At 63.5% G+C, this 22,325-nt stretch carries 26 protein-coding genes; 8 read left to right on the top strand and 18 right to left on the bottom strand.

What is annotated here, in order from left to right:
• Nucleotides 1-14: 14 nt before the first annotated feature.
• Nucleotides 15-329 (bottom strand): co-chaperone GroES, encoded by a 315-nt coding sequence (groES, locus tag L286_RS27865; protein WP_020818486.1) that lies wholly within the window; start codon nucleotides 327-329, stop codon nucleotides 15-17.
• A 272-nt stretch (nucleotides 330-601) separates the two neighbouring features.
• Between groES and L286_RS47720 the strand changes: the two genes are divergently transcribed.
• From L286_RS47720 to L286_RS27855, 3 genes are read left to right on the top strand one after another with little or no spacing between them, the layout of a single operon-like run.
• Entirely contained in the window at nucleotides 602-838 is a 237-nt protein-coding gene (locus L286_RS47720; RefSeq protein WP_021224284.1) for a hypothetical protein, read from the top strand.
• Nucleotides 835-1,104, top strand: coding sequence for an usg protein (locus L286_RS27860; protein ID WP_020818485.1), 270 nt, complete (start codon nucleotides 835-837; stop codon nucleotides 1,102-1,104). The genes L286_RS47720 and L286_RS27860 overlap by 4 nt, the downstream gene beginning before the upstream one ends.
• Before the next feature lie 8 nt (nucleotides 1,105-1,112).
• Nucleotides 1,113-1,484, top strand: coding sequence for a hypothetical protein (locus L286_RS27855; RefSeq protein WP_223308157.1), 372 nt, complete (start codon nucleotides 1,113-1,115; stop codon nucleotides 1,482-1,484).
• Between the two features lie 123 nt (nucleotides 1,485-1,607).
• On the opposite strand, the gene L286_RS27850 is transcribed toward L286_RS27855, so the two are convergent.
• The 3 genes from L286_RS27850 to L286_RS27840 form a co-directional block, all read right to left on the bottom strand.
• On the bottom strand, nucleotides 1,608-2,126 hold the full coding sequence (locus L286_RS27850) for an Hsp20/alpha crystallin family protein (RefSeq protein ID WP_025160432.1): 519 nt from the start codon (nucleotides 2,124-2,126) through the stop codon (nucleotides 1,608-1,610).
• Nucleotides 2,127-2,230: 104 nt separating this feature from the next.
• Nucleotides 2,231-2,704 (bottom strand): Hsp20 family protein, encoded by a 474-nt coding sequence (locus tag L286_RS27845; RefSeq protein WP_020818482.1) that lies wholly within the window; start codon nucleotides 2,702-2,704, stop codon nucleotides 2,231-2,233.
• Between the two features lie 282 nt (nucleotides 2,705-2,986).
• Nucleotides 2,987-3,907 carry a hypothetical protein gene (locus tag L286_RS27840; protein ID WP_020818481.1) on the bottom strand — a complete coding sequence of 307 codons (921 nt, stop codon included), beginning with the start codon at nucleotides 3,905-3,907 and terminating at the stop codon, nucleotides 2,987-2,989.
• 178 nt (nucleotides 3,908-4,085) lie between these two features.
• On the opposite strand from L286_RS27840, the gene L286_RS27835 reads away from it, so the two are divergent.
• On the top strand, nucleotides 4,086-4,685 hold the full coding sequence (locus tag L286_RS27835; RefSeq protein WP_020818480.1) for a hypothetical protein: 600 nt from the start codon (nucleotides 4,086-4,088) through the stop codon (nucleotides 4,683-4,685).
• A 20-nt stretch (nucleotides 4,686-4,705) separates the two neighbouring features.
• Here L286_RS27835 and L286_RS27830 read toward each other — a convergent pair whose 3' ends face one another.
• The gene (locus L286_RS27830) at nucleotides 4,706-5,569 is read right to left on the bottom strand and encodes a nucleotidyl transferase AbiEii/AbiGii toxin family protein (RefSeq protein WP_020818479.1); all 864 of its coding nucleotides are present in this window, start codon (nucleotides 5,567-5,569) and stop codon (nucleotides 4,706-4,708) included.
• Entirely contained in the window at nucleotides 5,562-6,236 is a 675-nt protein-coding gene (locus L286_RS27825) for a type IV toxin-antitoxin system AbiEi family antitoxin domain-containing protein (protein WP_020818478.1), read from the bottom strand. Before L286_RS27825 ends, L286_RS27830 begins: the two co-directional genes overlap by 8 nt.
• A 132-nt stretch (nucleotides 6,237-6,368) precedes the next feature.
• Here L286_RS27825 and L286_RS49180 point away from each other — a divergent pair, with 132 nt between their 5' ends.
• Nucleotides 6,369-6,899 (top strand): ribbon-helix-helix domain-containing protein, encoded by a 531-nt coding sequence (locus tag L286_RS49180; protein WP_063619123.1) that lies wholly within the window; start codon nucleotides 6,369-6,371, stop codon nucleotides 6,897-6,899.
• Nucleotides 6,900-7,044: 145 nt separating this feature from the next.
• Nucleotides 7,045-8,244 (top strand): tyrosine-type recombinase/integrase, encoded by a 1,200-nt coding sequence (locus tag L286_RS27815; RefSeq protein WP_020818477.1) that lies wholly within the window; start codon nucleotides 7,045-7,047, stop codon nucleotides 8,242-8,244.
• 20 nt (nucleotides 8,245-8,264) lie between these two features.
• Here L286_RS27815 and L286_RS27810 read toward each other — a convergent pair whose 3' ends face one another.
• From L286_RS27810 to L286_RS27790, 5 genes are all read right to left on the bottom strand, one after another.
• Nucleotides 8,265-8,918 carry a hypothetical protein gene (locus L286_RS27810; protein ID WP_020818476.1) on the bottom strand — a complete coding sequence of 218 codons (654 nt, stop codon included), beginning with the start codon at nucleotides 8,916-8,918 and terminating at the stop codon, nucleotides 8,265-8,267.
• Nucleotides 8,919-8,989: 71 nt separating this feature from the next.
• A complete protein-coding gene (locus L286_RS27805; RefSeq protein ID WP_020818475.1) occupies nucleotides 8,990-9,190 on the bottom strand; it encodes a hypothetical protein in 201 nt (66 codons plus the stop codon).
• Between the two features lie 49 nt (nucleotides 9,191-9,239).
• Nucleotides 9,240-12,311: a MobF family relaxase gene (gene mobF, locus L286_RS27800; protein WP_020818474.1), complete on the bottom strand. Its 3,072-nt coding sequence runs from the start codon at nucleotides 12,309-12,311 to the stop codon at nucleotides 9,240-9,242.
• Nucleotides 12,311-14,617, bottom strand: a complete 2,307-nt coding sequence (locus tag L286_RS27795) for a type IV secretion system DNA-binding domain-containing protein (protein ID WP_020818473.1) — start codon at nucleotides 14,615-14,617, stop codon at nucleotides 12,311-12,313. The genes mobF and L286_RS27795 overlap by 1 nt, the downstream gene beginning before the upstream one ends.
• Complete coding sequence (locus tag L286_RS27790) at nucleotides 14,607-14,897, bottom strand: hypothetical protein (protein WP_025160433.1); 291 nt, start codon at nucleotides 14,895-14,897, stop codon at nucleotides 14,607-14,609. The genes L286_RS27795 and L286_RS27790 overlap by 11 nt, the downstream gene beginning before the upstream one ends.
• 554 nt (nucleotides 14,898-15,451) lie before the next feature.
• Here L286_RS27790 and L286_RS27785 point away from each other — a divergent pair.
• The gene (locus L286_RS27785; RefSeq protein WP_020818471.1) at nucleotides 15,452-15,670 is read left to right on the top strand and encodes a hypothetical protein; all 219 of its coding nucleotides are present in this window, start codon (nucleotides 15,452-15,454) and stop codon (nucleotides 15,668-15,670) included.
• A gap of 119 nt (nucleotides 15,671-15,789) precedes the next feature.
• Here the strand turns inward: L286_RS27785 and L286_RS27780 are convergent, their stop codons facing one another.
• Both L286_RS27780 and L286_RS27775 read right to left on the bottom strand, forming a co-directional pair.
• On the bottom strand, nucleotides 15,790-16,014 hold the full coding sequence (locus tag L286_RS27780) for a hypothetical protein (RefSeq protein ID WP_020818470.1): 225 nt from the start codon (nucleotides 16,012-16,014) through the stop codon (nucleotides 15,790-15,792).
• A gap of 366 nt (nucleotides 16,015-16,380) precedes the next feature.
• Complete coding sequence (locus tag L286_RS27775) at nucleotides 16,381-16,872, bottom strand: hypothetical protein (RefSeq protein WP_020818469.1); 492 nt, start codon at nucleotides 16,870-16,872, stop codon at nucleotides 16,381-16,383.
• A gap of 595 nt (nucleotides 16,873-17,467) precedes the next feature.
• On the opposite strand from L286_RS27775, the gene L286_RS27770 reads away from it, so the two are divergent.
• Nucleotides 17,468-17,731: a hypothetical protein gene (locus L286_RS27770; RefSeq protein WP_015460598.1), complete on the top strand. Its 264-nt coding sequence runs from the start codon at nucleotides 17,468-17,470 to the stop codon at nucleotides 17,729-17,731.
• A gap of 2 nt (nucleotides 17,732-17,733) precedes the next feature.
• On the opposite strand, the gene L286_RS27765 is transcribed toward L286_RS27770, so the two are convergent.
• The 5 genes from L286_RS27765 to L286_RS27745 all read right to left on the bottom strand — a co-directional run bounded on the left by L286_RS27765 (nucleotide 17,734) and on the right by L286_RS27745 (nucleotide 21,498).
• The gene (locus L286_RS27765; RefSeq protein WP_020818468.1) at nucleotides 17,734-18,300 is read right to left on the bottom strand and encodes a hypothetical protein; all 567 of its coding nucleotides are present in this window, start codon (nucleotides 18,298-18,300) and stop codon (nucleotides 17,734-17,736) included.
• Nucleotides 18,301-18,481: 181 nt separating this feature from the next.
• Complete coding sequence (locus tag L286_RS27760) at nucleotides 18,482-19,480, bottom strand: DUF2493 domain-containing protein (RefSeq protein WP_020818467.1); 999 nt, start codon at nucleotides 19,478-19,480, stop codon at nucleotides 18,482-18,484.
• Between the two features lie 670 nt (nucleotides 19,481-20,150).
• A complete protein-coding gene (locus L286_RS27755; protein ID WP_020818466.1) occupies nucleotides 20,151-20,753 on the bottom strand; it encodes a hypothetical protein in 603 nt (200 codons plus the stop codon).
• A gap of 32 nt (nucleotides 20,754-20,785) precedes the next feature.
• Nucleotides 20,786-21,115, bottom strand: a complete 330-nt coding sequence (locus tag L286_RS27750; RefSeq protein ID WP_020818465.1) for a hypothetical protein — start codon at nucleotides 21,113-21,115, stop codon at nucleotides 20,786-20,788.
• Between the two features lie 53 nt (nucleotides 21,116-21,168).
• On the bottom strand, nucleotides 21,169-21,498 hold the full coding sequence (locus L286_RS27745) for a single-stranded DNA-binding protein (RefSeq protein ID WP_007015553.1): 330 nt from the start codon (nucleotides 21,496-21,498) through the stop codon (nucleotides 21,169-21,171).
• Between the last annotated feature and the right edge of the window lie 827 nt (nucleotides 21,499-22,325).

Here is a 22,325-nt window from a genome sequence, read left to right as displayed (position 1 = left end):
GAATGGCGGTCCTGCTAGGCCGCCTGCTTGAGCGGGACGACATTGTCGATCACGCCGAGGATGTCGCTTTCCTTCATGATGAGCAGGTCCTCGCCGTCGATCTTGACCTCGGTCCCCGACCATTTGCCGAAAAGGACCCGGTCGCCGGCTTTCACGGCGAGTTCGATGAGATTGCCGTTGTCATCGCGCGCGCCGAGACCGACGGCGACGACTTCGCCTTCCTGCGGCTTTTCCTTGGCGGTGTCGGGGATGATGATGCCGCCCGAGGTTTTTTCCTCGGCTTCAATGCGGCGGACGACCACACGGTCGTGCAAGGGGCGGAAATGCATGCATAACCTCCGGATGCAAAACAATATGTGATGGCCCTCTCGTTCATCTGAACGACAGGCTTTCCGAAGCTAGGAAAGGAGATTTTTCCGTTCAAGGGGTGCAACGAAAAATATTGGCACTCTGCGCGAGTGAGTGCCAATTGCCCTGATTTCAGTGCCTTGGTCATCGCGAATGCCCTCTTGACGCGACTCACGCGCGCACCAAGATTTGCAGCGGTGGACGTGGCGCCACGAACAACAATGGAGCGACGAGAAGGAAAGGAGGCACAGCAATGTCGCAACCATTTTCCCGTTTTCTTCATCCCTTTGAAGTTGCCCGGCATCCGAGCCTGGAACCGGAAGTGAAGCGCGCAATTCTGGCGTCCTGGGCGTCCGACAGGTCCGCGGTCAGAAACCAGCCTGGCTTGCGCAAGCCCCCTGGAGCAAGGCGTCCCATCCCAGTCGACGAAATTCTTGCGGCGATGCACACGCTTGATCAGGGCCATGAGCGGCCGCAGCCGTCGCCGTGATCGACCGGGGATTTATTGCGCAGCTGCGCGGCTATGGCCTGACGACTGCGGAAATCCACTATTATCGTCCGGACGCGCCTTCGCTTCTCCAGCTATTCGTCTGGCAGGAATATGATCTCGCTCCAGACTTTCCCGTGCTGTTCGATTTTCTCGACCACTGGCGTCGCGAGATCGAGGCGGCGCTCCATTCTGTGCGCATAGCCCATGAAGGGCTGATACGCCCTACGGAATGGAACGCCGTCGACGGCGTGATTTCGATTCAGTGAATCAAGGGGTGTTCAAGCGGATGCGACGCGGCCGCAAGGATGGTGCGCGCGTGCGCCTGCCGTTCGACGATATCATGGAGTTCGCGATCGCGTTGCTATCCATCAGTCCGCAGGAGCTCGAGGCGCTGCGCTGGACTTTTGCCGATCGTAAGCGGCTGCTCGATCATCTGCTTGCATCGGGCCGAGCCGCACAGGGTGTCGATCCCGAACGGTTGGGCATGCTACCGATCGAGATTAGCATTCCCAGAGACGATCTGACGAAGATGCAGCAATTCGCCGTTCGCGAACTTCCAAAGGCCGCGAGCAAAGCAGCAGTGATCGACCGTGTTCTCACCGCCCTCGACCTGGCAGCGCACCGCCAGGACCGTGAAGCCAGGTGACGGTCTGGTAACCAGACCCGTTTCCGCCCGCTAATCGAGAAATTGGCTCATGGTGCTTCCTGAAATTCCGGGGCAGGAGCTTCGGAGCGCCGGTGGCCGGGAGCAGAGCGCCCCCGGCCTATCTCATGACGCCGCACCGCCATTGATCGGAATTCGGCGCACACTCTCGTCGGGCTTATCGGAGCGTGGCACTGTCACAGTCAGGACGCCGTTCTTGAACGTTGCGCTCGCCCTGTCGTGTTCGACACCGTTCGGAAGGCTGATCCGACGTTCGAAGCGGCCATAGCTTCGTTCAGAATAGCCGCGGTCCTTGTCCTCGACCTCGGCCTTCTTCTCGCCGCGAAGAGTGAGCGCGCCGTCCTCGACCAGCACCTCCACATTCTTCTCATCCAGGCCGGGAAGTTCGGCCGTTACACGGATTTCCTTGTCCGTCTCGCCGAGCTCTAGGTGAGGCCAGCCGGCGCGCCGATCAAACCCGGCAAAGGCGGGCATGTTGAAGCCACGCAAGACGTCGTCGAAGAGACGGTTCACCTCGCGGTGAAGCGATTGCAGCGGATGAGTGTCCCGGTCCTGTTCGGCGCTGACCGAGACAGGCAGCCGGTTTTCCTGCCGGCTCCAGGGAATGAGATCACGAAAAGCCATGATAAGCATCTCCTTTCTGGCTGGATCCTGTCGATACCTGCCGGCACCTGCCGGCCGCCGCTGGCGGGAGGGACGAAAGCGGCGCCGGCAGGCCGGCGGCGGGATCAGGCAACTTCGCTCGCCTTCTCCTTCGCCTCGCCGATTTGGCGACCGTCCGGGGCTCCGCCGCCGATTTCGATTCGGCGCGGCTTCATTGCTTCAGGAACGACACGCCGGAGTTCGATCGAGAGCAGTCCATGTTCGAAGCTCGCCGCTCCGACCTCGATGAAGTCGGCAAGCTGGAAGCGTCGCTCGAACGATCGAGACGCGATGCCTCGGTGGAGATACTCTCCCTTGTCCGCATCATCGGCGCGCTTGCCGGTCACGGTGAGCTGGTTCTGCTGCGCCACGATCTCGATGTCGTCGGGTCTGAACCCTGCGATCGCCAAGGTGATGCGGAAGCTGTCATCGCCAAGCTTCACAATATCGAAGAGCGGATAGCCGTCGTCCTCGCGTGCTCCCGCCTCAAGCAGGTTGAAAAGACGGTCAAAGCCGACCGTTGATCGCCTGTACGGCGTAAAGTCGAAGTTGGTTCTCATTTCCAAATCCTCCAACGAAGCAATTTGGGCATGAGAAGCGTCGGTATGCGAGAGCCGACGCCCTCTATGTCCATCCGGACCCGGATGGCGTCCGGTATTGCAGAGCTAGTGAGGCCAAAGTTCGATTCAAGAGCCTGATCGCACGTTGGCGGTACCTCTGATCGAACCGCGCTGGCTTCCACGAAAAAGCGGATATTGAACCCGCTGCAGGCGGAGACGGAACCGCATCGCGATGGGGTAGCGAGGATAGTGACGCGAGCCTGCCTCTCGCGATGGGCCTGGTTATGCAATTGCGGGGATTGTTCGACCGTCAGCTATTACCGTTTGCGCGAGCCAAGCGATGAAGCTGCCGTCCCTCCAGTTCCGGTGCGTTACCACGAACCCGGGAGATGTACGCTCGGCCTGGCACCGCGTGGCCTCACGCGTCGCATCGATCGCCAGCCGCATGCGCCGGCCACCTACCGCGTTCGAGATGACCAATTCAATCAGGGTTCGTTCGTCGTCTGCACCCGGTCGGACGCGGTGGATCGCACATTCGACGCCGTGGGCATCCAGCGCCGCTTGAAGATGCTCGAGAGCGCGGAGCACATCCCGATCGAGTTCCGAACGAACGAGGATGAACCGTCGAGCATGGAAGATCGGGGCTGCGTACGCTTCGATCGCTGCGGCGCGACCGTCCGGCTCGCCTTCGAAGGCAACGAGCGCGAGGTAAGGACCCTCGATGTCGCTTTCGGTGCCGATCGTTCCTGTCACACGCAGCGGCGACATATTGGGGCCATAGAGCAATGGCGGCCGGACATCGGTGGCATAGAGGACGGCGAAACCGTGTATGGAATGCCCGTTGCGTGCGGTGCGCAGAAGGGAGGCGGCGGCCTCGCCATTATGTAGAGCGACCGGGTGCGTCCAGAAGTGTTCGGCAAGGCCCACGCCGGGAGCCACTTCGAAGCCGGCAGCGGCCGTCTTCAACGCTCCGAACAGGTCAACGATAGAGGGCTGATCGGGTGCGCGGGCGGGGGCTGGAATTTCATTGCAGCCCGCAGCGTCGATGAGTTCCTCCAGCAGGTTCGCCATGGAGTGGCGCGAGGATGCGGCCGCATGCCCGGGCAGCGGCGGCAGGTCGAGATCCGTTGTGAGCCGGAACAATGGGCGAGCGACCGGCGCGGCTATGGAGGCAGCGGAGGAGCGAAACTGGTCCAGATCCATCGCCACGCTCTAGCACAGCTTCATCCGCGCGTGAGAGAGGGAAGCGCCGAACAATGACAACTACGTCACTTTACCTTGCCCAGCGGTAAAGTGACACTGGTGGCAAAATCGCCAAATGACCGTCTTTGTGAGTAATTGGGGGATTCACATGAGTCTAACTTTGTGCTTGATTCGTTCCATGTTTCAGCAGGACCTTTTCGCACCTCCGCCCGCCCGCCGGACAATCGGAATACCCGATATCGTCCGCACGATCGCCGAACATTCAGCGCGTCCGCGCTACACCTTCATGGTGCTCGACCTTATTTCGCGGGTCGCCCGGGCGAATGGGCAGGCCGGGCCGCTCGTGCGCGATGGCGAGGCTCTGGTACCGATCCGTGAATGGCTGGCGACCGCGATCGCGCCGAGCGGGGCGCGGTACCATCAGCGTCGCGCGACCGCCGGCAAGGTGCGGGCGGCGCTCGCCGCGAAGGGCGAGCTGCCGGCCGACACGGCTGAAGCTGAACGGATCGTGGAAGCGCAAGTCAGCGAGCGCATTCGGGATACGGGCATGACGGCGATCAGCCGGGCCGTGTCCGAGCTGGTGCGGGCGGGTCTTATCGAACGCCACTATCAGGGTTTCCTGGTGGATCATGAGAACCGCGGGGCGCAGCGACATGCGGTCTATACGATAACGCCCGCCGTCCGGGCCGCGCTGCATCCCAACGTCGCCACGAGTGAGCATCAGCGAGACTTCTACATTCGCGGAATGCACGGCCAGCCTCGCGCGGCGGTGTCATGATAGCGCTGGAGGTTTGCCGCTCAAGCGTGACCAGAAGTCGACGTCAGTTTTTCCAGTTTGGCGAGGAAAAAGCGCTCACTCCACAGATCAAGCGACCTGAGTTCGGCCGGCCGCAGGAAACGCCGCACGTCGTCAGCGGCGGCCTTCCAGTCGATCTTCGCAATCGTGCTGCCCAGCGCTTCGTTCAGCCAGGGCATGTCGACGGCGATGTGATTATCTCCCGCCCAGGGACCGGCCTGGATGAGGGCATTGCGCAGGAGGGCCAGATTGAGCGTTACTCCCTTGGCGACATACCAGGAGAAATCGAACCAGTCCCGACCCTTGAGGAAACCCCGGCATAGCAAGGCATGAATCTTGAGAGCGAAATTGGACGGCAGATCCTGGTGCCGAACTTCGTGGTCCGCTGGAAAATCGAGATAGCTGGACGCCTCGCCCGAACCCGCAGGTGGGTTGACGTCGATCTCTAGCTTGATCCGGATCGTCTTTGGCTTACCAGCGCCCGCAAAAGACAGGTCGAGTTGGCTCGCGATGGAATCGTTCTTGATCAGCGCCTGGCGGATAGCCGTGTCCATCTTCGCCCTGGGCAGAGCATCGAGCTTCAGCCCGAACTGGCCGAACACCTCGATCAGGGTCTTGAGATAAGGCGTCCAGTCGAAGTCTGGGTCGGCCTGGCGCAGCAGGAAGTCGAGATCTTCCGAGAAGCGCGGTAGGCTGTTCAGGATGCGCAGGGACGTGCCGCCCTGGAATAGCGCGACGTCGAAGAAGTCGCCGCGCCAAAGGGCATAGAGCGCGATTTCCTGGAGGATTTCCTTGACCGCATTCTCTTCCTCTAGCGCATTGGCGGGATCGTAGCGGCGCAGTTTCTCCTGGATGATGTCAATCATGTGCTGAGCGGACCTTCCTGGCCATGACAGTGCTTTCGAGCGCGGCGAGGAAGCTGTTCACGGCCTTGTGCTTGTAGACCGGTTTCAGCTTGGCGAAATCCTTCCGTCGGAGCCCGAGGAGCATGTCCTCGTCGATCCGCATGCCATGGGTCAGCCACTCGATGCCCGCCCACTGCTGCTTGCGCAGGGCAACGAGGTCCAACAAGGCCCGCAGCGGCTGTGCGACGAAGGCGATGAGCTTGCCCATCTGCACGCGATCGACGCCGGCCAGGAACTGATAATCCGCGATAGCGAGCGGATGAAAGCTGAACGTGCCGAAGTCTGTCGTTTCAAAGCGGAGCGTTTTGCGGCCAGGCGTCACTCCCGCGGTCACAAAGACCGCTTCGGGGATCCAGCCATGATGGGCGAGCGCGCTTTCGAAAGAGACATAGCTACCCGGCATCAGACCTTGCGCAATGGCGAAGGGATGGATGGTTTCGGCCCGATAGCGCTTAGCCAGCAGGTAGGTGCCGCGCTTCACGCGGAGCAGGGAACCATCCTTGAGCGCCCGATTGACCAGGCCGTAGCGCCGGGCGTCTCCGCCGCCCAGCAGATTGCCGAGCTGGCGTTCGCTGAGGATATGATCGGCCAGACCCGCTGCCGTGATCTGTTGCGCCAGGGAGGACATGAAATTCCCGATACTTCCAATGTATGAAAGTTTCCAGAATTTTCTGACGAAGGGCGGGAAGCAGCGGAGGCACCCAGCATTGCTTAGTCTGCCCTTGATCCTGTCCAGAATATCAAACAGGAGGTTATCGCCATGAGCAAGCCTGTTACGCTCAATGTTCGGATCAGGGGCGCACTAGGCGATTTCGTCATGGCACATGTCGGCGCCGAAGGCTCCTACGAAAATGTCAGCGAATATGTCCGCGACCTCATCCGCCGGGACAAGGAACGGCTCAAGCCGAGCAGTTTGGTCGCCTCAAGGCAGAGCTTACGCAGGCATTCAATGCGCCGGAGGGCGGCTGGGCGAAATTTATGCCTGTACGCGACCGCTGGGGCGAGGCCCAAGGCGGATGCCTACATTCGCGGCCTCTTCGACTGCTTCGATCGGATCGCTAGGCGCGAAACGCGATGGCGCGCCATTCCGGCAGAATTCGGGGTCGAGGGCTTTTTCGGCCGCCATGAGCATCACTATGTCTTTTGGCGTTTCTGTCGGATGGATCCGTCGGGCATCGTGACCGTCCTGCACGCGCGTCGATATCGCGCTCTGATCAGCATTATCGGAAAAGCTTGTAAAACAGCCCCAAAAACCGCCCTCCCCGCGCGATCTGTCACTTACCATAATTGATCGTTATGGTAAGAACAAGTGCGCGGAAACAGCAGGGAAGGGCCAAAATGACGATCGCGAAAATGGCAGCGAAATCACGCGGCACAAATGTGCCGCGCCTTGTGCCGCATGAGCACAATGCCCGGCGCAAGGGCGCGTAGCAACGATGGCCGAAAAACCCGCCAGCCGTTCCGACGCCGAAATCGTGGTGGTCCGGACCAACGATGCCGCGCTGCCGACGCGATCGCCAAACGCGGATCCCGAGACCGTCGACATGCGGCTGCTGCGCACGATCGCCAGCATCGTTCCAGCGGATCTGCCGCCGATCAGCCAACTCGGACTCGAGACGACGCTGGCGGCCATGGCCGACGCGACAAAGGCGGCGATCGCCGCCGATCTCGACTGCTGGAGCGGCTGGTGCGGTGAGGAAGGCCGCTCACCGCTGCCCGCCGATCCCGAAGATCTGGTTCGCTATGTGAATGCGCTCGATGGCAGGGGCAAGAAGCCCGCGACGCTCGCGCGCCGGATCGCTAGCCTCGGCACGGTCCACCGCATGATGGGATTGGCGGGCGAAGCCGCGCCTACCGACGCACCGATGGTGCGCGCGGCGCTCAAGGCCGTCCGCAGGCGCAGAGGAGCCTTGCAGCGCCAGGCAGCGCCATTGCGGCTCGGCAAGGCACTGGACAGCCATGTCACCAAGGGATTCACCCTCGCTGCGCTTCTCGATGCCTGCGGCGGCGACCTGCAGGGGCTGCGCGACGCTGCCCTGCTATCGCTCGGATATGACGCGGGGCTGCGCGTAAGCGAACTCACGGTGGTCGAAGCTGTGCATATCGATCCCCAGCAGGATGGTTCGGCGACGCTGTTCATCCCCTTCTCCAAGACCGACCAGGAAGGCGAAGGCGCCTGGGCATGGCTGTCGGCCGAGACCATGCGGCGGGTCGGCGCCTGGCTGGAAGCGAGCGGTATCGAGGAAGGCCCCCTGTTCCGCAGGGTCGGAGTCGATCGGCGGCGCGTACGCGCCAGCGATTCTGAAACGGCGCTCGCCCGAACGACCTATTCCATCGGAACGGCGCCGCTGACACGCCAGGGCGTCAACGGCATCTACCGACGCGTCGCGCTTGCAGCATTCGAACTGGGATTGGTGAGTCTCCCCGCCAGCGAGTTGACCGCCGCGGTGCAGGCATTGTCCACTCACTCCCTTCGCGTCGGCCTGACCCAGGACCTTTTTGCTGCCGGAGAGGACGGCGCGGGAATAGCCCAGGCGCTGCGCTGGAGCTCGCCCGCTACGGCATTACGCTATGGCCGCAAGCTCGCGGTTCGCAGCAATGTCGCCGCCCGGGTCCTATCGCGCGTGCGCCGCTGACCACACTTACGCGTCCGGAATCACAGAGCTTCGGGGCGCGACAACATCATACGCGTTTTGAGATTGCCATCGGGCCTCCGATGAAGGTCAATGATGTGGCCGGCCCGAGGTGCAAAGATCATGAGTTCAGCGGCTGTCTCGTAGGATGTATTCGACCCGAAATAGCGCACCGGTCCGTGCCACTTCTGACCTTCGATGAGCCGGAGCCGGAATGTGCCCTGCGGCACCGGCACGCGAATCCGGTCATTTTTCGAGACATAGATCGAAATGGCGTGTCGGCCGGTGGTCGGGTCGATGAGCTGCACGACGGCATTGCTGTCCGCCGTCTCGACGGTGAGGAAGCTGCTAACGGGTTCGTGCATCGCCCAACTCGCCACAGTTACCGACCCTGATTCCGGAAATGGCATCGCCGCCTCGCGATCCGGCAGCCAGCCCGCCCGTTGAGCTTCGCCGTAGAGGGGGATCAGAATGAGGAGGAGGCTCAGGGCAAAGGGAATATATCGAACAGGGCTGGAACGCCTGGAGCCCCGCCAGCGTCCGCGTTGATAGTCGAAGCTTCGAATGGCCGGGTCGAACCAGGCGCCCTCCACGCGCCCGGCTCGGTCATTCCAGCGCGTGCTTCCGCTCCGCGCGCGCTGCCGCTCGCGCATATAGTCTCGATCGTCGATGCCCATGCGCGGTTATCCTCCGATTGCCCGAGGGGGCGCGTCGCCGCGGCGCTGAGTGAATTCCATGACCGCCTCCTTCAGCCCCACCCATCCCGCCGGCCTTCGCCATTGTCGCGCAGGTTGCGCCCGTCGAGCGCCGATCGGCGGATGCTGAGCTCCACTTCCCCGCCTTTGCGGGTGATCTGCACATCGCGCGGATCGAGATTGTTGCGCCTGGCATAATCGTCAGCCGCCTTCTCGCTGCCGAACTTGCCGGCCTGCTCAAATTCCCATGCCATCGTTTCGTCTCCTTCCTTTCGCCCCCGGCGCCGCGCCGGCGGCTTCATGCTACAAATCGAGGCCGAGGCTGCGCTCGGGCAGCGGCGGCAATTGTTCCGCCCGGTCGGGCTTCGGTTCGGGCTTCGCTGCCTGGTCCTTTCCGACCGGCGCTGCGGCGCCGGCGTCAGGGAGCGGGGGCAGGTCGTCAGGCAGCGGCGGGAGATCGGACAGGTCGACGCCGTCGATCGGGCCGGGATTGAAATCCTCGCGCGCCTTCGCGCCCTTGGCCATGTTCCCATCTATGTCGAGGCGGCCGACGGTTTCGAGCGAAGAGGTCTTGTTGCCCGGGTTCATGTCGAGCTGCCGTGCCAGCTTCTCCTTGTCGTCAACGATCATCGTCAGGCCGTCGCGCACGCGCGTCACGAGGACATTGAACAGGCGCTGGTTGGACAGGAAACGCTCGAATGAGGACATGACGCCGATCGCCCTGTCGGTTGTGATGCCTTGCGCCATATGCATGTTCAGCGAGTAGGCGAGGTCGAGGCGCGAGAGCATCGGATCGCCCATCGGCAGGGTCAGTTGCTCCTTGCCCGCCGTCTCTACCGTGACGCCGGAGCCGTCGACGCTCACCACCCGGGCGAGGGTGGCGTTGTGAAGCCCGCGGCCCTTGTCGTTCGCGGTCCAGCGGATGCGGTCGCCCTCGTGGATATCGAGCGGCTTTTTCTCGGAGAGCTGGAGCCGGTCCCGCTGCTCTGCCGGCGACAGCTTCTGCGGATCGAAGCGGATCCTGCGCCGTCCGTCTGCGAGGTCGACCTTGCCACTGGCATGGACCTTGAGGACATCGTATCGCCCGGCCTGGATGCCGACATCCTGCGCCCCGCCCCGACCCACCTCGAGGGTCTGGCCGGGGCGATAGGTCGACGCATAGCGCAATTCCTCGCGCGTCGTATTCACTCGATCATAGACTGTGAGCTGGAGCGCCTCGCCCTTGACGCTTCCTTCGGCGATCAATCCGGCTTGAATGCGCTTGTTGATAGTCTCGCGCGCGTCTCTGCCTGATGCGAATACGGCGGTCGCCTCACGCTCTTCCGGTGAAAGGCCGAGCCAACTATCGGCCGCGGCGGCGGCCGGATCCTTCTCTTCCACGATATGCTCGCCGAGCACCTTCATGGCGGCGCCCGCCTTTCCCACGTTCGCGAGTTCGGCGACAACCTTCAGCTTCTGCTGCTCTTCGGTTAGCGGCTGGCCCGGCTTCCCGATGCGGATATTCTGGGTCATCCGCACCATCGTCGCGCCGGCAGCCTGGATCATGGCGAAGGCCTTGCCCCAGTCGATCGAGGAGAGCTGCTGCCTGTCGCCGACGAGGACGAGCTTGTCGACGCCCATCGCCGCGCTGATCTGGTGAAGCTTCAGCATATCGCTTGCCGAGACCATCGAGGTCTCGTCCACGAGGAGCATGGTGCCGGCGAGCCTTTCCCGCGCCGCTTCATAGCGCGGCGTGTTCCGTTCGGCGATGAAGCGCTCGTGGGCGAGGACAAAGGAGGCGATCGTCTGGGCCTGGATGCCGGCGCCCTCGGCGAGATCGCCGACCATTTTGTTCTGGAACGCGAGACCCCGGATCGTACGGCCTTCGGCCTCCGCGACGCGCGAGACCGCCTGCAGCATCGTGGACTTGCCCGTGCCCGCCTTTCCCTGGATCGTGATCGTGCGATCGTCAGAGGAGAGGATCAGGGTCGCGGCGGCAAGCTGCCCGGGATTGAGTGGATGCTCCGCGACTGCCTGAAGGCGCGCGGGCGCGTCGGCAGCAGACAGGACGGGATTTGCGGCGCCATTGCCTTCCTTCACCAGGTCGAGGATCTTCTCCTCGATGCGCAGCGCCTCCTGGGTCGTCACCATCTTGCCGTCGCGGTCCGTGGCATGGGCAGTTCCCATCACGATCTGCCGATTCTGGACGAGCTGATCGATCCGGCGCTCGACGCTTTCGACGGTGACGCCTTTGAGACCGAGATCGAGCGCAGTCTTCGACACCATATGAAGCGGCCAGGCCGCCTCGCGTTCGGACAGGATGCGGACGGCCGATGCGACCGCGAGTTGCGTGCGGGCCTCTTCGGGTGACTTGACCGCGCGCGCGAGCGCATGGTCGACTAACGGGTCGTGTGGGCGAAGGAAATCGCCGAGCCGGCTGCGCGCGAGATCGATGGCATCGACGATCGCGCGATAGCCGCGCTCGAGCGGCCCGACCGCGGTCATCATGCCAGCACGCGCTTCCGCGGCCGCGCGCAGGTCCTTTCCGTCGAAACCGAGCGCAGCGGCCCGCTCGATCCAGCTTTGCCTGAGCGCGCCGCGATCCTCGACGTCGAGCTTGGGATCGCGGGTATTGATCGTGATCTGGTCGCGGCCCTTGTGGGATGTTATGCCGGTTTCGGCCGCCTTGTTGAGAATGTCCTCGCGCCGTTGGCTGAACTCCTCACGCGCGGCCTTTGGCACGCCGACGATCTCGAAGGTTCCGTGCTTGCCGCGAAGCTCTACAGTGTAGCCGATCTTCTCGAGCGCCGTCCGCAGGTAGCTGTGGTAAATCGCGCCGATGATGCTGTTGTGGCTCCAGATCTTGTCGGCGTGAAGGGCTTGCCACTTGCCATCGGGCATCTGCGTCATGTTGCCGATCACAGCGTGAATATGGCCCTGCGGATCGAGCGCCCGGCTGGTATCGTGCTGGAAGAGCGCATAGACGAGATTGCCGGTCTGGACCGGAACCTTGCGGCCGTCGACGTCGCGCCGGCCTTCGGCAAGGTTCTTTTCGACCCAGGCCATCGTCTGCTTGACGGCCGCCATGTTGGCGGAGAGCACGCGCTTGTCGCCGGCGACATAGGCCATCACCGACGCGGACTTCGGCATCGAAAAGGTAAGGTCGAGGCCGTGCCGGCGGTTCTCGACCTGGGCGACCCCTTCCCCGCTCGGCAGGAACCCGTTTAGAATCCCTTCGAAGGCGTCCTTCGACACCTCGCCAGAGAGACCAGCGATGTCGGCCCCTTCCCCTGCCCAGGCGCTGACCTCGGACGAATCCTCGACGGTGTAATAGTCGTCCTTCGCGAAATAATTCGCGGACCCGGCGGCCGAGCGGATCGGGGCGACGGAGAGCATCAGATGCCCATATCGAGATCGTTGTCGTCACGGCCGGCCGAGAAGTCCTGACGCAGTTCGGCGAGCGTCTGATCCTCGACCTGGGGCGTCCCCTGACCCTGCCGATGGCCATCGCTCCGATCGTCGCGATCCCGCGCCGCAACAGCCTGCTCGTCTGATCGGGCCGGTGCCGCGGGCGCCTTTTCGGCGCTTTCACCCTTTACCGATCCCTGATCACCGCGGTCGTCCGTGCCCTGCGCCGCCCGTGCCGCCGCGTTCCCCTCTTCTTCTGCTTCCGCCGACAATATCCCGGCGGCCAAATCCCGCGCGAGATTGGGAGATTCCAGAATCTCGTCGATCACCAGCAACGAGCCGTCCCGCCCGCCGGCTTCCCCTGCCCCATCCTCCTCGAACGCCCCTTCTCCGCGCCTTGATCGAACGGGTTGAACATTGGCGCGAGGCATGAAGCCCTCGGCGACAACGGGGTATCGTTTCCATTCGAGCTTGATCCGTCCTGCGGGGAATCCGTCCGGATATTTGACATATCCGTGAAGCGCCGGAAGGTTGGTGATGTCGTCGGGAAGGACAAGCGGTTCGACCTGCTTTCGCGGAGTCAGCGTCGAAGCGTCGCGCGTGTTGTTATAGCCGTAAGAATAGGCCTCATCCATCTGGCGAACCTCACGGTTTCCGATGTAGAGGGAGCATTCTTCGGCGGTCTTATATTCGCCGGTGGCGAGGATCAGCTTGGTGCGTGCTAGCGAAGCAAGATTTCGAGCGCCTTCTTCGCCGTAGACCTCGACGAGCTTCGGAAAGCTGTGGAGGCCGAGGAGCATTGCTCCGCCAAAATTGCGTGCGGTCTGAAGTCCCTTCTCGATGGCCGGCAGACGGTGGAGCGCGGCGAGTTCGTCGAACACGAACCAGGTGCGCAGACTGTTCGTCCGCGGCATCGACATGAGGCTCGTGATGGACAGGTTCGTCCAGAGCGTCAGGAGCGGACGGTTCAGCTCCAGGTCCTCATAATCGGAGGTGATGAAGAGGATGGCGCCGGGCCTTTTGTCGGCCGTCATCCACCTGCGAATGGAGTAAGGCTCGCCCTCGTCGGGGAGGAACCGCAGGACCTGCGCATTGGTATTGAAGACAGCCCGGATCGATTCCGCCATCCGTGCAGCTTCCGGGGCGGTCAGCGGGTCCGCGATTGTGTTGGCCAGATAGCGGTGCACGCGCTTCAGGTCGGCCGTCATCAGATTGTCGGAGAGAGCGAGATTGGTCGTTTGGCCGCGCTCGCGGAGCTTGATGCACATTTCGATGAAGAGAGTGCGCGCGGCGAGCGCCCAGAAGGGCTCGGACGATCCGCCGTCGGACGGAACGAGAGAGGCAGCCGCTGCCGTGAAATGACTGTAGCTCGTGCAGTCGTTGAAGATGGTCCAGGCGGGACAGCGCTGGTCCATCGGGTTGAGGATCGTGTCGCGTTCCGGGTCGTAGAACGCTTCGACGTAGGCGCCCGTGAGGTCGAAAACGACGGCGTTGTCCTGGCGCTGGCGCATCTGCACAATCAGATCGCGAAGCTGTGTCGTTTTCCCGGCGCCGGTCGTTCCGAATAGCATCGCATGCGACTGCTCGAGCCGATGGGGGAAAGGGATGTCGGCGAGCTTGTAGGGATGGTGGATTCCGGCTGCCTTGCGCACGGCGAAGGGAAGCGCGAGGACGTCCCGCGGCGACTTCCCGGGAAAGAGTTCGACCGCCTCGGTTTCGAACTTCTCGCGATTATATTCATTGATCTCGTTGAGAAGGATATCGTGGTCGACAAGCATGGCGCCGCGTTCATGCCGTTCCTGAAGGATCGCGCGGCCGCGTCGATGCGAGATGTCGATGAACCAAATGGTCAACGGAATGGTGATGAAGGCCGAGATGAGGAACGCGCCCAACAGTCCTCTCATGGCGACGGTCCATGCCCTGATCACCTCGGGGATGTAGGGGACTGCCGGCATCACGGTGCGAAGGACGTCTCCGCTGGGAAGCGTGACGTTGACGCGCTTGTTCGGATCGAGGTCGATCCAGTTCCACAAGGCCGAATAGAGCTTCATTCCGATGAGCTGGACGCCGTGCTCGTCGAGCTTCACGGCGAGGATGAGGCAGAAGGCTATGAGGAAGACAAAAAACCATAGCAGGAAGGGCAGCTTCGCGCCCGAGAACCACATCAGCATCTCGTGCGTGAGGAGCTGGCTTCCGCGCGTGAAATTGCCTGAGTTGCGCTGCACATTTCCGCGCGCGCTGTGATGAATGAGGGGGATGTTGCGCCCGTTCGATCGAATGTCCTTACGCGCCATGGTAGGTCTCCAGACGCTTGTCGGTTTCAGCGAGGATGCGATCGCGATATTCGGGGAATTGCTCGCGGATGATGATGTCGAGAGCGAGGTGCTGAAACTCGTTGATCCGCGCGAGCCGCCGCTGGCTTCCAGCGAGAATCTGGCCGGCTCCAAGGAAGGCGTCGACCGCGTGCCGGATGAGGTCTGAGGCGGTGCATTCGCGCTCGGCCGCGATCGCGACTAGACGGTCATATTTGCTGCGGTCGAGCCTGACCGTGCAATGCTTGTTGGGGGTCATCAAAACCAGGCCTCCTAGCAGGGAGGCTGGTGGGGTCTCAGAAACCTGCCCGTCTTATAGTTCAGCCATGCCCGCATGGCAAGAATTCTCGATCTGGCGAGCGGCCCGTGTTCTCGCGTAACACACTGAAATGCCCGCAAAATAGCGGTTTGCGTGTGGGCGCCACATGCGTCCCACAGGCGAACACGCGCGGTTTTCGCCTCATCTTCTTGAAAACGCGAAGAAAGCTCCTGCACCCTGGTGCGTAGGGTGTGCTGCTCTGTACCAGGGCAGATCTCCACCCTCGGGTCGTCATGTGACACAGATGGTCTGGGATGAAAAATGCCTTCGGCGGGGCGCCTCGCCGTCCTTTGGACGGAACGGCGTGCAAGGCGTGATTACGCGAAGCGAGACTGCCAGTCTGCGCGTCTTAGCGTTGTGAACGACGCTGATGGGATTTGTTTGCACGAGGAAAAGTGCACCGAAAAACATCGGCGACGTTCCGCTTTCGAGGCCGGTCGCGAGAGGCTATAGTGTCGCGGTTCATAGCCCGATCAGCGTGAACCAAGAGGCCCTTCATGGCACGCACATTGGAACAGGAAAGAGCCGCGATCGAAAAGGATGTCCGCAAGCTCGAAGAGCGGCGGCAAAGACTGGAAGAGAAGGAACGCGAGGCAGCCATTCAGGCCATCGAGAAGACCGGTCTTCTCAAACTCGAGACAAAGCGGCTGGGGAACCTTCTCGGCCGGATTCGGAGCCTCGGGATAGACGAAGTGGAAAAGCGCCTGACGGCGTGAACAGCCCCCGCCGCGAGCATGCTCGCGGCACGGACATGGAGGGCTCGATGCCCTCCATGTCCGTTCTGACCCCACAGCAAAAAAAGGGAGAGGCGCAGACGCGCCCCTCCCCATCTGTCTCAGAATTCGTCAAGCCGTCCGCCCGGCACGCTGTGGACGATCCGGTCTATGATCGTCATCGGCAGCGCGCCGTAATCGCCCTCGTCGATGGTGATGTAGCCGGCCTCCTCGTCCGCCACGACATGCTGGTCGAAGTAGCTGTGAAGCGCGCGGCGTTCGGCATTCGCGATGGCGGCGAAGAAGGCGGCGTTGTCGGCGGCGGCGCTGGTCGAGATGATCTGCATGATAGGCTCCTGTCGGTCTTGAATGACAGGAGCGGCGCGTCGGGCGGCCGAGGCCGGGTCAAGGATCGCGAAGCGACCGCGTGAGCGGCGGTGGGGGTCACGATTTTCTTCGGCGGCCGCCAACGCCGAAGGAGAAGCGCCGCGCTCGATCCGCCGAAGAAAATGGTGGGGCCCCACCGTCCTTGAGGCGGTCTCGGCCGTCCGACATAATGGGAAGTCTGTGAGAGATGTTTCCCCTCGTCGGGACGCTGCGGCAAGGCGTAGCGGCGTGCGGACCGACGGGTCCGCGCGGCACGCGAGCGAGCCGGAACGAGTTCGGCGATGGATGAGAAGAAGGGGCCGAGCGGATACCCGGCCCCGATGTCGTCAGGGATGCCGGCCGCAATGGCAAAAATGCTCATCGATGCCGCTGATCGAGCATAGGCCTGGACCGAAGCCGGCCGCCATGACCTCGGTATCGGCGATATAGCCAAGCTCGCTGGCGATCGTGATTGCCTGGGGCCGGAGCACCGGATCGAGCTTGTCGATGGCAGGCCCGAGCGCTTCTGTGAACCAGCGTTCGTACATTTGGTAGCTTCCTCCGGCGGTCTGGCGCATCATGGCTTTCGAAACGCGGCCCGCCTCGTCCCGAAACTGGGCCAGACTATCTGATTGGGCGGCTGCCGACAGCGGGTCATCTTGCGGAATGTGCGGCTGTGGTGGGCGGTGTTCGGCCGCGACCTGGTATGCCCTGCAGCAGTTCGAACAGCGGGCGCATTCATCGACCTCGTCATATTGCTCAGGATCGTAGAGCGTCGCGCAGTACGGGCAGATCGGAGCGTTGAACAGCGCCCGGAGATCGTCGGAAAGGTTGTCCATAAGAGCCTCCATCAGAATGATGCCGTGCTCCCCATCTCTCATCGATGAGGATGGGCTCAGCGGGACGCGGTGTTGAGGCGGTCAGGGACGGCATGGCCGCCGCGAAGCGGGCAGCGGGGGAACCGATTTTGTTGCCGGGTAGCGCAGCGGAGCGGCGGCAAAATCGGGGGGACCGCTGATCCTTGACGGCCGAGGAACACCCAGCGTCATGCTATGGCGATGAAGCCCCGTCTGATGCCGAGATGTGCGAACGCGTGCTTGCCTCCTGCCCGGCAAGTCGAGCGGGTAACCCGGCAGTAAATCCCCGGCGCTACTCCGGCGAACGGGGTGCCGCTTGGTTGGTCCTCGTCGCTGTGCTAGGCGCTTCGGCGTGCTGCAAAAACGGCAGCGCCGGGGCTTAAGAACCCTGTCGAGAACGGCACACGGTGTGATTTCACGCCGGGGTGCCTGCGCATATGTCCAGGAGCCTCGGCTCTAAAAGCGTAGGCGCATGTCTCGACGTGTTCTTAAGCCCCGGCTCCCGCGCCTTCGCGCGGGAGCGTTGGGCGGGAATGGCTCTCTCGTTTCCGCCTCGGCGGAGGCGAGGGGAAGTCGGATGATCAAGCCGGAAGATTTGGAGGCATCGGATCGACATTTCGTGGAGCAGGTCATGCTATCGATCCGAATGCTGCGCGGCGAAATTGGGCAAGGCGATGGTGGCGATGCGAGGATGCAGCGCGCTTATGCGCTGGTCTTGATGCGCGAGGCTCTGGGCGTGCTCGATTCGATCCGGGACACCAATTGCACCCCGCATTTGCAGATGGCGATCGACCGATTGCTGGGCGGCCCTCGCAATGATCTGTCGCGGGAAATTCATTGAAATCAGGCCCAGGCGAGGCGGGCGTCGTCCGTTCCATCGGCGCTATCCGCCAGACGCTTCAGCCGGGGCAGATACTGTTCGACGCCAAAGCGCATCGCGCGCCGTGACGTAGCCGGGTCGGCAATGCGCTCCCTGAGCTGGGAAAGGGCGATCTCTCCTACGCTCTCGGCGTCCACGCCCAAGGCTTCGAGAAGCGCATAGGCGTTGCCATAGGCAAGATCGAGTTCAAGCCCGCTATCGGATGTAAGCGCGACCCTCATGGTTATTTCGGCCGAGTTGGCGCAGTGGTGAACGCAGACCCGGCGGGCACGAAACTGCGCTTCCTCGACCACGCTGATCACCGCCGGATCATGGTCGAAGATGGCCGTCACCGTGGCCAGCGCGAGCGGGCAGACCCGGACCTCGAAACTGTCGCCGATGATGTCGTCGGGTTCGATGAGCGCGGTGCCGATTCGGTCGCCTTCGGCGCGAAGGATGCGGCGCAGCGCGGCGAGTTGGCGGGCAGTGATGACGGCAACCGGCGCGAGGGTGTCGTCGGCAGGAACGGCGATGCGAAAGAGGATGGACATGACTTTGTCTCCTTGGGCAAACCGCCACCCTTTCATCCCCCTTTTCTCTGGACGCGGCTTGATGCCGCATGGCGTTCGCCCCGGCGGAGCGCGGGGGTTCGATGCCCCCGCGCTCCGCATGTCGCGCGCAAAAGGAAGAGAGAGGCCCCGGCGGATGCCGGAGCCTCTCTCGGGCGCGGGCTCAGGCCCAGCGCTGCTGACGCTGCGGTGCCGGGCGCGGGGCCTGCTGGTCCAGCTTCACGACATGGAGCGGAACGCCGGCCTGCCGCAGCTTCTGCGCGAGGTTCATCTGGATGCCCGACCCCTCGCAGATGACCGCTTCGACCGGCTTGAGCGCCAGCAGGCGATCGTTGCGGACGAAGGCGGCCTTGGCGCCGAGACGGCGATCCAGCCGGAACAGGATGACCTTCACGCCGCGCGCTGCCGCCCAGGCCTGGGCGATCGCGTCGCAGCCTTTGGTCTGCGCGGTGGTCGCGAGGATCATTTCCGGCACGCGGGCCTTGATGGAGTCGAGACCGCGCCAGAGCATCTCGTGATCGTCCCAGACCTGACCGCCGGAGAAGGCGACGACGGGACCTTCGGGCGCGAACTGTTCGCGGCGCTCGCGGGCGCGCTCGGCGAGATAGTTGCGGGCATCGATCATCGAGGCGGTGACCCCGCTCGACACCCGGCTGCCGCGGGTCGGCGAGTAGGGACGGCCAGTCTCGACGCGATAGACTTCGGCGGCATGGTCGCGCATGCATTCCATCGCATCGCGGCACCCCTGCAGTGTCTGGCACAGCAGCTGCGCCTCCTCGAGCTGCGAGGCGTAGATCTCGCTCGGATCGAAGCTGCGGGCGAGATCTCCGAGCTCCTTGGCCGCGTCGTCCTCGCGGTCGCTGAGACGCTTGGCGACGACATGGAAGCTGTTGACGAAGCCCCAGGCGAGGTCGCTCGCGAAAGGCTCGAGCCGCGTGTCGCGAAACACGTCGAACAGCGTCGCCATCACCATTTCCACCGCTGCGCGGGCTTGCTCGGGATCGGGCATCTCGCGTTGCTCGGTCTCGTCGACGGGCGACAGCTTGGCGCGTTCGTCGTGCTCGATGAAAGCACCCTCGTAGATCGAACTCTGGCCGTGATGGCCGGTTTCGCCGGCGATGAAGCTGGCGAGGTCGGCGAAGTTCGTGAAAGACTTGGTCATGTGAGCCTCCATGGCGTTTTTGCTGTCTCATCCCCTCGGATGAGACCTGACTCAGGGCATGCGGTGGTCAGGGAGGTCAGGCACGTTAACCGGGAAGCCGGCCACAGGCCGGACCCCGGTTAACGCCGCGCCAGCGGGGAGTGGGGGAACCGATTTTGTCGGGGTTGCCGGGACGCGTCAGCGGCGCGGCGGCGCCGTCAAAATTGGGGGGGACCGCTCATGCTCGACGGACCGCCAACCCCGCATGCCACACTAGGCAGACACAAGAGAGGAATAGGGGTGTAAAACCTCACCGGCGAGAACAACCGCAAGCGGGATCGTAACCCGGACGGGCGGAGACGAGGCTCAGGCCTCGGCTCCGTGAGGTTAGCCGGGGACCGCGCGCATGCGCGGGCGGCGGCTTAGCGAATAGAGCCCCGGTCCCGTCCTTCTGCCCTGGCGAAGGACGGGATGCGCCAACCATCCATGCAACCGCCCCATCCCCATGTTGCGCCATGCCGCAATCGGGAGCGCAGCGCCCCGAGATCAGGCATATGGGCAATATCCTGCGAGCCAATGCGCTCATGCCGGCAGGAACTTCGGCATCGCGGCTTCCGCCGTGCGAGGGGTGGTCACGCCGGCGCCCGGGACATGGCTGGCACCCGTCCCGGACATTCGACGTCGGCAGCGATCAGACGGGGCCGATCCAGTCCGCGGCCTCACGCCACCCAAGGATGTCGCTGCCACTGTCGGAGACGGCGTCGTTCGAAATGTCGCGCCACGGCGAGCGCGGCCGATAGGTCGGCATGTATCGAGCGGTCATCAGCTCAAAGGTGGCGCAGCTATAGCCGCTGAGGCGAATGGCAAGCACCGGCTGATTCTCCGAAGGAAGATCGAAGAAGACCGAGGTGAAGCCGGACGGAAGCGGCCGGATCGTCGCATCGATCATCGTGCGCGCCAACCGAAGCTCGAGTTCGCCGGCATCGCTGCCCCAGGGATGCGCGTCGATGTCATACAGATCGACGCTCCCGGCGGCGCGCACACAGGAGAATTCGCCCGACCAGCAACGGCTGTCCGGGTGCAGGGCCGTGACCTCGGCGGGAAGACCGGCATCGCCGGTCTCCGAGCGAAGCCAGTCGGCGAGGGCCGGCGTGAGCCGGCCCGAGAGCTTGCGCGCGCGAACCGGCGCCGCGTCGAGTTCGGGAAACTCGACGAGCCACCAGGCGAGGCGGTGATGGAGAAGGACGCCGTAGCAATGCTGTACGGCGGGTCTGGGGGCGGGCTGTGTGGCCATGAGCGGAATCCTTGCTTGAGCGGAAGGACGGGTCAGTGAACTGACCCGTCATGCGCGAAGATGGCATCGGGGCTGATCAGCTGGTGCTCGCCGGCGACCAGCGACCAGGCCGCGGCGAGGTCGTCGTAATATTCGCTGTCGACGATCGCATCGGCACTCGCTTCGCCGAACTGGGCTTGTTCGAACGCGCGGACGTGGGCCGCGTCGGCGGCTTCGGCAATCGCCTGGGCGAGGCGTGCGGCGATCTCGTAGCGGTTGAGGCGGTCTGCCGCACGCCGGATGCGGTCGACCATGGCGGGGTTCGTGGTCTCGATGCCGTGGGCAATGCCGGCGATCTCATCGAAGGTGGCGAGATGGAACATTGTGCTCTCCGTGGAAATGAGGAGGGCGGCCGCTGACGGCCGCCCGTCAGGGATCAGAGGAACTCGATTTCCTCGGCGACGATGTCGGTGTTGTAGTAGGTGCGCCCATCGCGCTCGTTGCGGCTGTAGCGGATCTCGCCGACGACCATCAGCTTGTCGCCTTTCTTCTTGTGGTTGGCGACCGACTTGCCGAGGCCGTTGAAGGCCTTCACCGTGTGGAACTCGTCGTAGGTCTCGGTGTAGCCGTTGTCGTCCTTCTGGACCTGGCCGTCCTTGATCACCGGCTTGGAGGTGACGAGGCTGAAGCTGACGCCGCCCTTGCTGTCGGTGCCGAAGCGGCTGATGTCAGAGGTGATGCGGCCTGAGAGAAAAACCTTGTTCATGGTCGTGTACCTTTCGCGTGTCCGTCAGCGGGCCGACCCCGCTGGGATGAACAGTCGCGAAAGCCCGTGAACGAGGGAGCGCCGCACCGGAGCGCCAGCGACGGGGAACCTGCGATTTTTCGGGTGGTGCGGGCAGAGGCCGCCAGGCCTCAACACGGCCGCAAAATCGGGGGTTGCGACGGTCCCGCACGGGCGTAGCGTTCATCCCGACAAGCGGGTGGCCGGATGGCGGACAGGAGACGGGGACGCACCGACTGTGGAAGGCTCGATCCCGGCCGCTTGCCCTCAACCAGCGCGGCCGATGGCCGGGCGATGGGCCTCCTGCTTTGCCCGGTCGCGGGCTCCGGTCAAGGCGGCCGCCAGTGGGCGCGGTGTGCGCCGACCGCCTCGATGATCCCGCGGGCCGCCTGCAGCCGGAGGCCGGGCCACATTCCAGAGACGATGAGATTGGCCGGCGGGTCCGTCCCGGGCGAGCGCGCCGGATCCCGCGCTTCGGCAGGAAGGGCGCCGCTGATCGCAGCCGTCACGGCGGCAGGTGATCACCGGTGCTGCGGTGGGGACTGTCACGGCCGCCGGATGGGAACCGGGAAGGTTCGGCTGTAACGGGGCGGATATCGAAGCCGAGCCAGGTGAAATGATTATACTGGTCGATGACCACTGACGTGCCGTGCGCGAGCCGGCGGGATCGCCAACGGCGTCGGGAATGGCCAGCTCCTGGCCCGCCTTGTCGCTCTTCGTGGCGATCGCGGCCGTGAAAGCGCGCTGACTCTGCACAGGGCTCTGTTGCAAAAATCGTGAAGCTTGAGCATGCTTGGCGGAGATTGGAC

It is taken from the genome of Sphingobium sp. HDIP04 (assembly GCF_000445085.1).
In the GTDB taxonomy this organism is placed as follows: domain Bacteria; phylum Pseudomonadota; class Alphaproteobacteria; order Sphingomonadales; family Sphingomonadaceae; genus Sphingobium; species Sphingobium indicum.
This window is presented reverse-complemented; position numbering and strand designations above follow the sequence as displayed.

Bases quoted from the DNA above. Each gene is read 5' to 3' on its own strand.
- L286_RS27850 (WP_025160432.1), bottom strand. From the start codon at position 2,126: ATGGCTTTTCGTGATCTCATTCCCTGGAGCCGGCAGGAAAACCGGCTG.
- L286_RS27815 (WP_020818477.1), top strand. From the start codon at position 7,045: ATGGCCGAAAAACCCGCCAGCCGTTCCGACGCCGAAATCGTGGTGGTC.
- L286_RS27785 (WP_020818471.1), top strand. From the start codon at position 15,452: ATGGCACGCACATTGGAACAGGAAAGAGCCGCGATCGAAAAGGATGTC.
- L286_RS27825 (WP_020818478.1), bottom strand. From the start codon at position 6,236: ATGTCCTCCCTGGCGCAACAGATCACGGCAGCGGGTCTGGCCGATCAT.
- L286_RS27750 (WP_020818465.1), bottom strand. From the start codon at position 21,115: ATGTTCCATCTCGCCACCTTCGATGAGATCGCCGGCATTGCCCACGGC.
- L286_RS27810 (WP_020818476.1), bottom strand. From the start codon at position 8,918: ATGGGCATCGACGATCGAGACTATATGCGCGAGCGGCAGCGCGCGCGG.
- L286_RS27830 (WP_020818479.1), bottom strand. From the start codon at position 5,569: ATGATTGACATCATCCAGGAGAAACTGCGCCGCTACGATCCCGCCAAT.
- L286_RS47720 (WP_021224284.1), top strand. From the start codon at position 602: ATGTCGCAACCATTTTCCCGTTTTCTTCATCCCTTTGAAGTTGCCCGG.
- L286_RS27745 (WP_007015553.1), bottom strand. From the start codon at position 21,498: ATGAACAAGGTTTTTCTCTCAGGCCGCATCACCTCTGACATCAGCCGC.
- L286_RS27770 (WP_015460598.1), top strand. From the start codon at position 17,468: ATGATCAAGCCGGAAGATTTGGAGGCATCGGATCGACATTTCGTGGAG.
- L286_RS49180 (WP_063619123.1), top strand. From the start codon at position 6,369: ATGAGCAAGCCTGTTACGCTCAATGTTCGGATCAGGGGCGCACTAGGC.
- L286_RS27760 (WP_020818467.1), bottom strand. From the start codon at position 19,480: ATGACCAAGTCTTTCACGAACTTCGCCGACCTCGCCAGCTTCATCGCC.
- L286_RS27840 (WP_020818481.1), bottom strand. From the start codon at position 3,907: ATGGATCTGGACCAGTTTCGCTCCTCCGCTGCCTCCATAGCCGCGCCG.
- L286_RS27775 (WP_020818469.1), bottom strand. From the start codon at position 16,872: ATGGACAACCTTTCCGACGATCTCCGGGCGCTGTTCAACGCTCCGATC.
- L286_RS27795 (WP_020818473.1), bottom strand. From the start codon at position 14,617: ATGGCGCGTAAGGACATTCGATCGAACGGGCGCAACATCCCCCTCATT.
- mobF (WP_020818474.1), bottom strand. From the start codon at position 12,311: ATGCTCTCCGTCGCCCCGATCCGCTCGGCCGCCGGGTCCGCGAATTAT.
- L286_RS27780 (WP_020818470.1), bottom strand. From the start codon at position 16,014: ATGCAGATCATCTCGACCAGCGCCGCCGCCGACAACGCCGCCTTCTTC.
- L286_RS27805 (WP_020818475.1), bottom strand. From the start codon at position 9,190: ATGGCATGGGAATTTGAGCAGGCCGGCAAGTTCGGCAGCGAGAAGGCG.
- L286_RS27755 (WP_020818466.1), bottom strand. From the start codon at position 20,753: ATGGCCACACAGCCCGCCCCCAGACCCGCCGTACAGCATTGCTACGGC.
- L286_RS27845 (WP_020818482.1), bottom strand. From the start codon at position 2,704: ATGAGAACCAACTTCGACTTTACGCCGTACAGGCGATCAACGGTCGGC.
- L286_RS27765 (WP_020818468.1), bottom strand. From the start codon at position 18,300: ATGTCCATCCTCTTTCGCATCGCCGTTCCTGCCGACGACACCCTCGCG.
- groES (WP_020818486.1), bottom strand. From the start codon at position 329: ATGCATTTCCGCCCCTTGCACGACCGTGTGGTCGTCCGCCGCATTGAA.
- L286_RS27835 (WP_020818480.1), top strand. From the start codon at position 4,086: ATGTTTCAGCAGGACCTTTTCGCACCTCCGCCCGCCCGCCGGACAATC.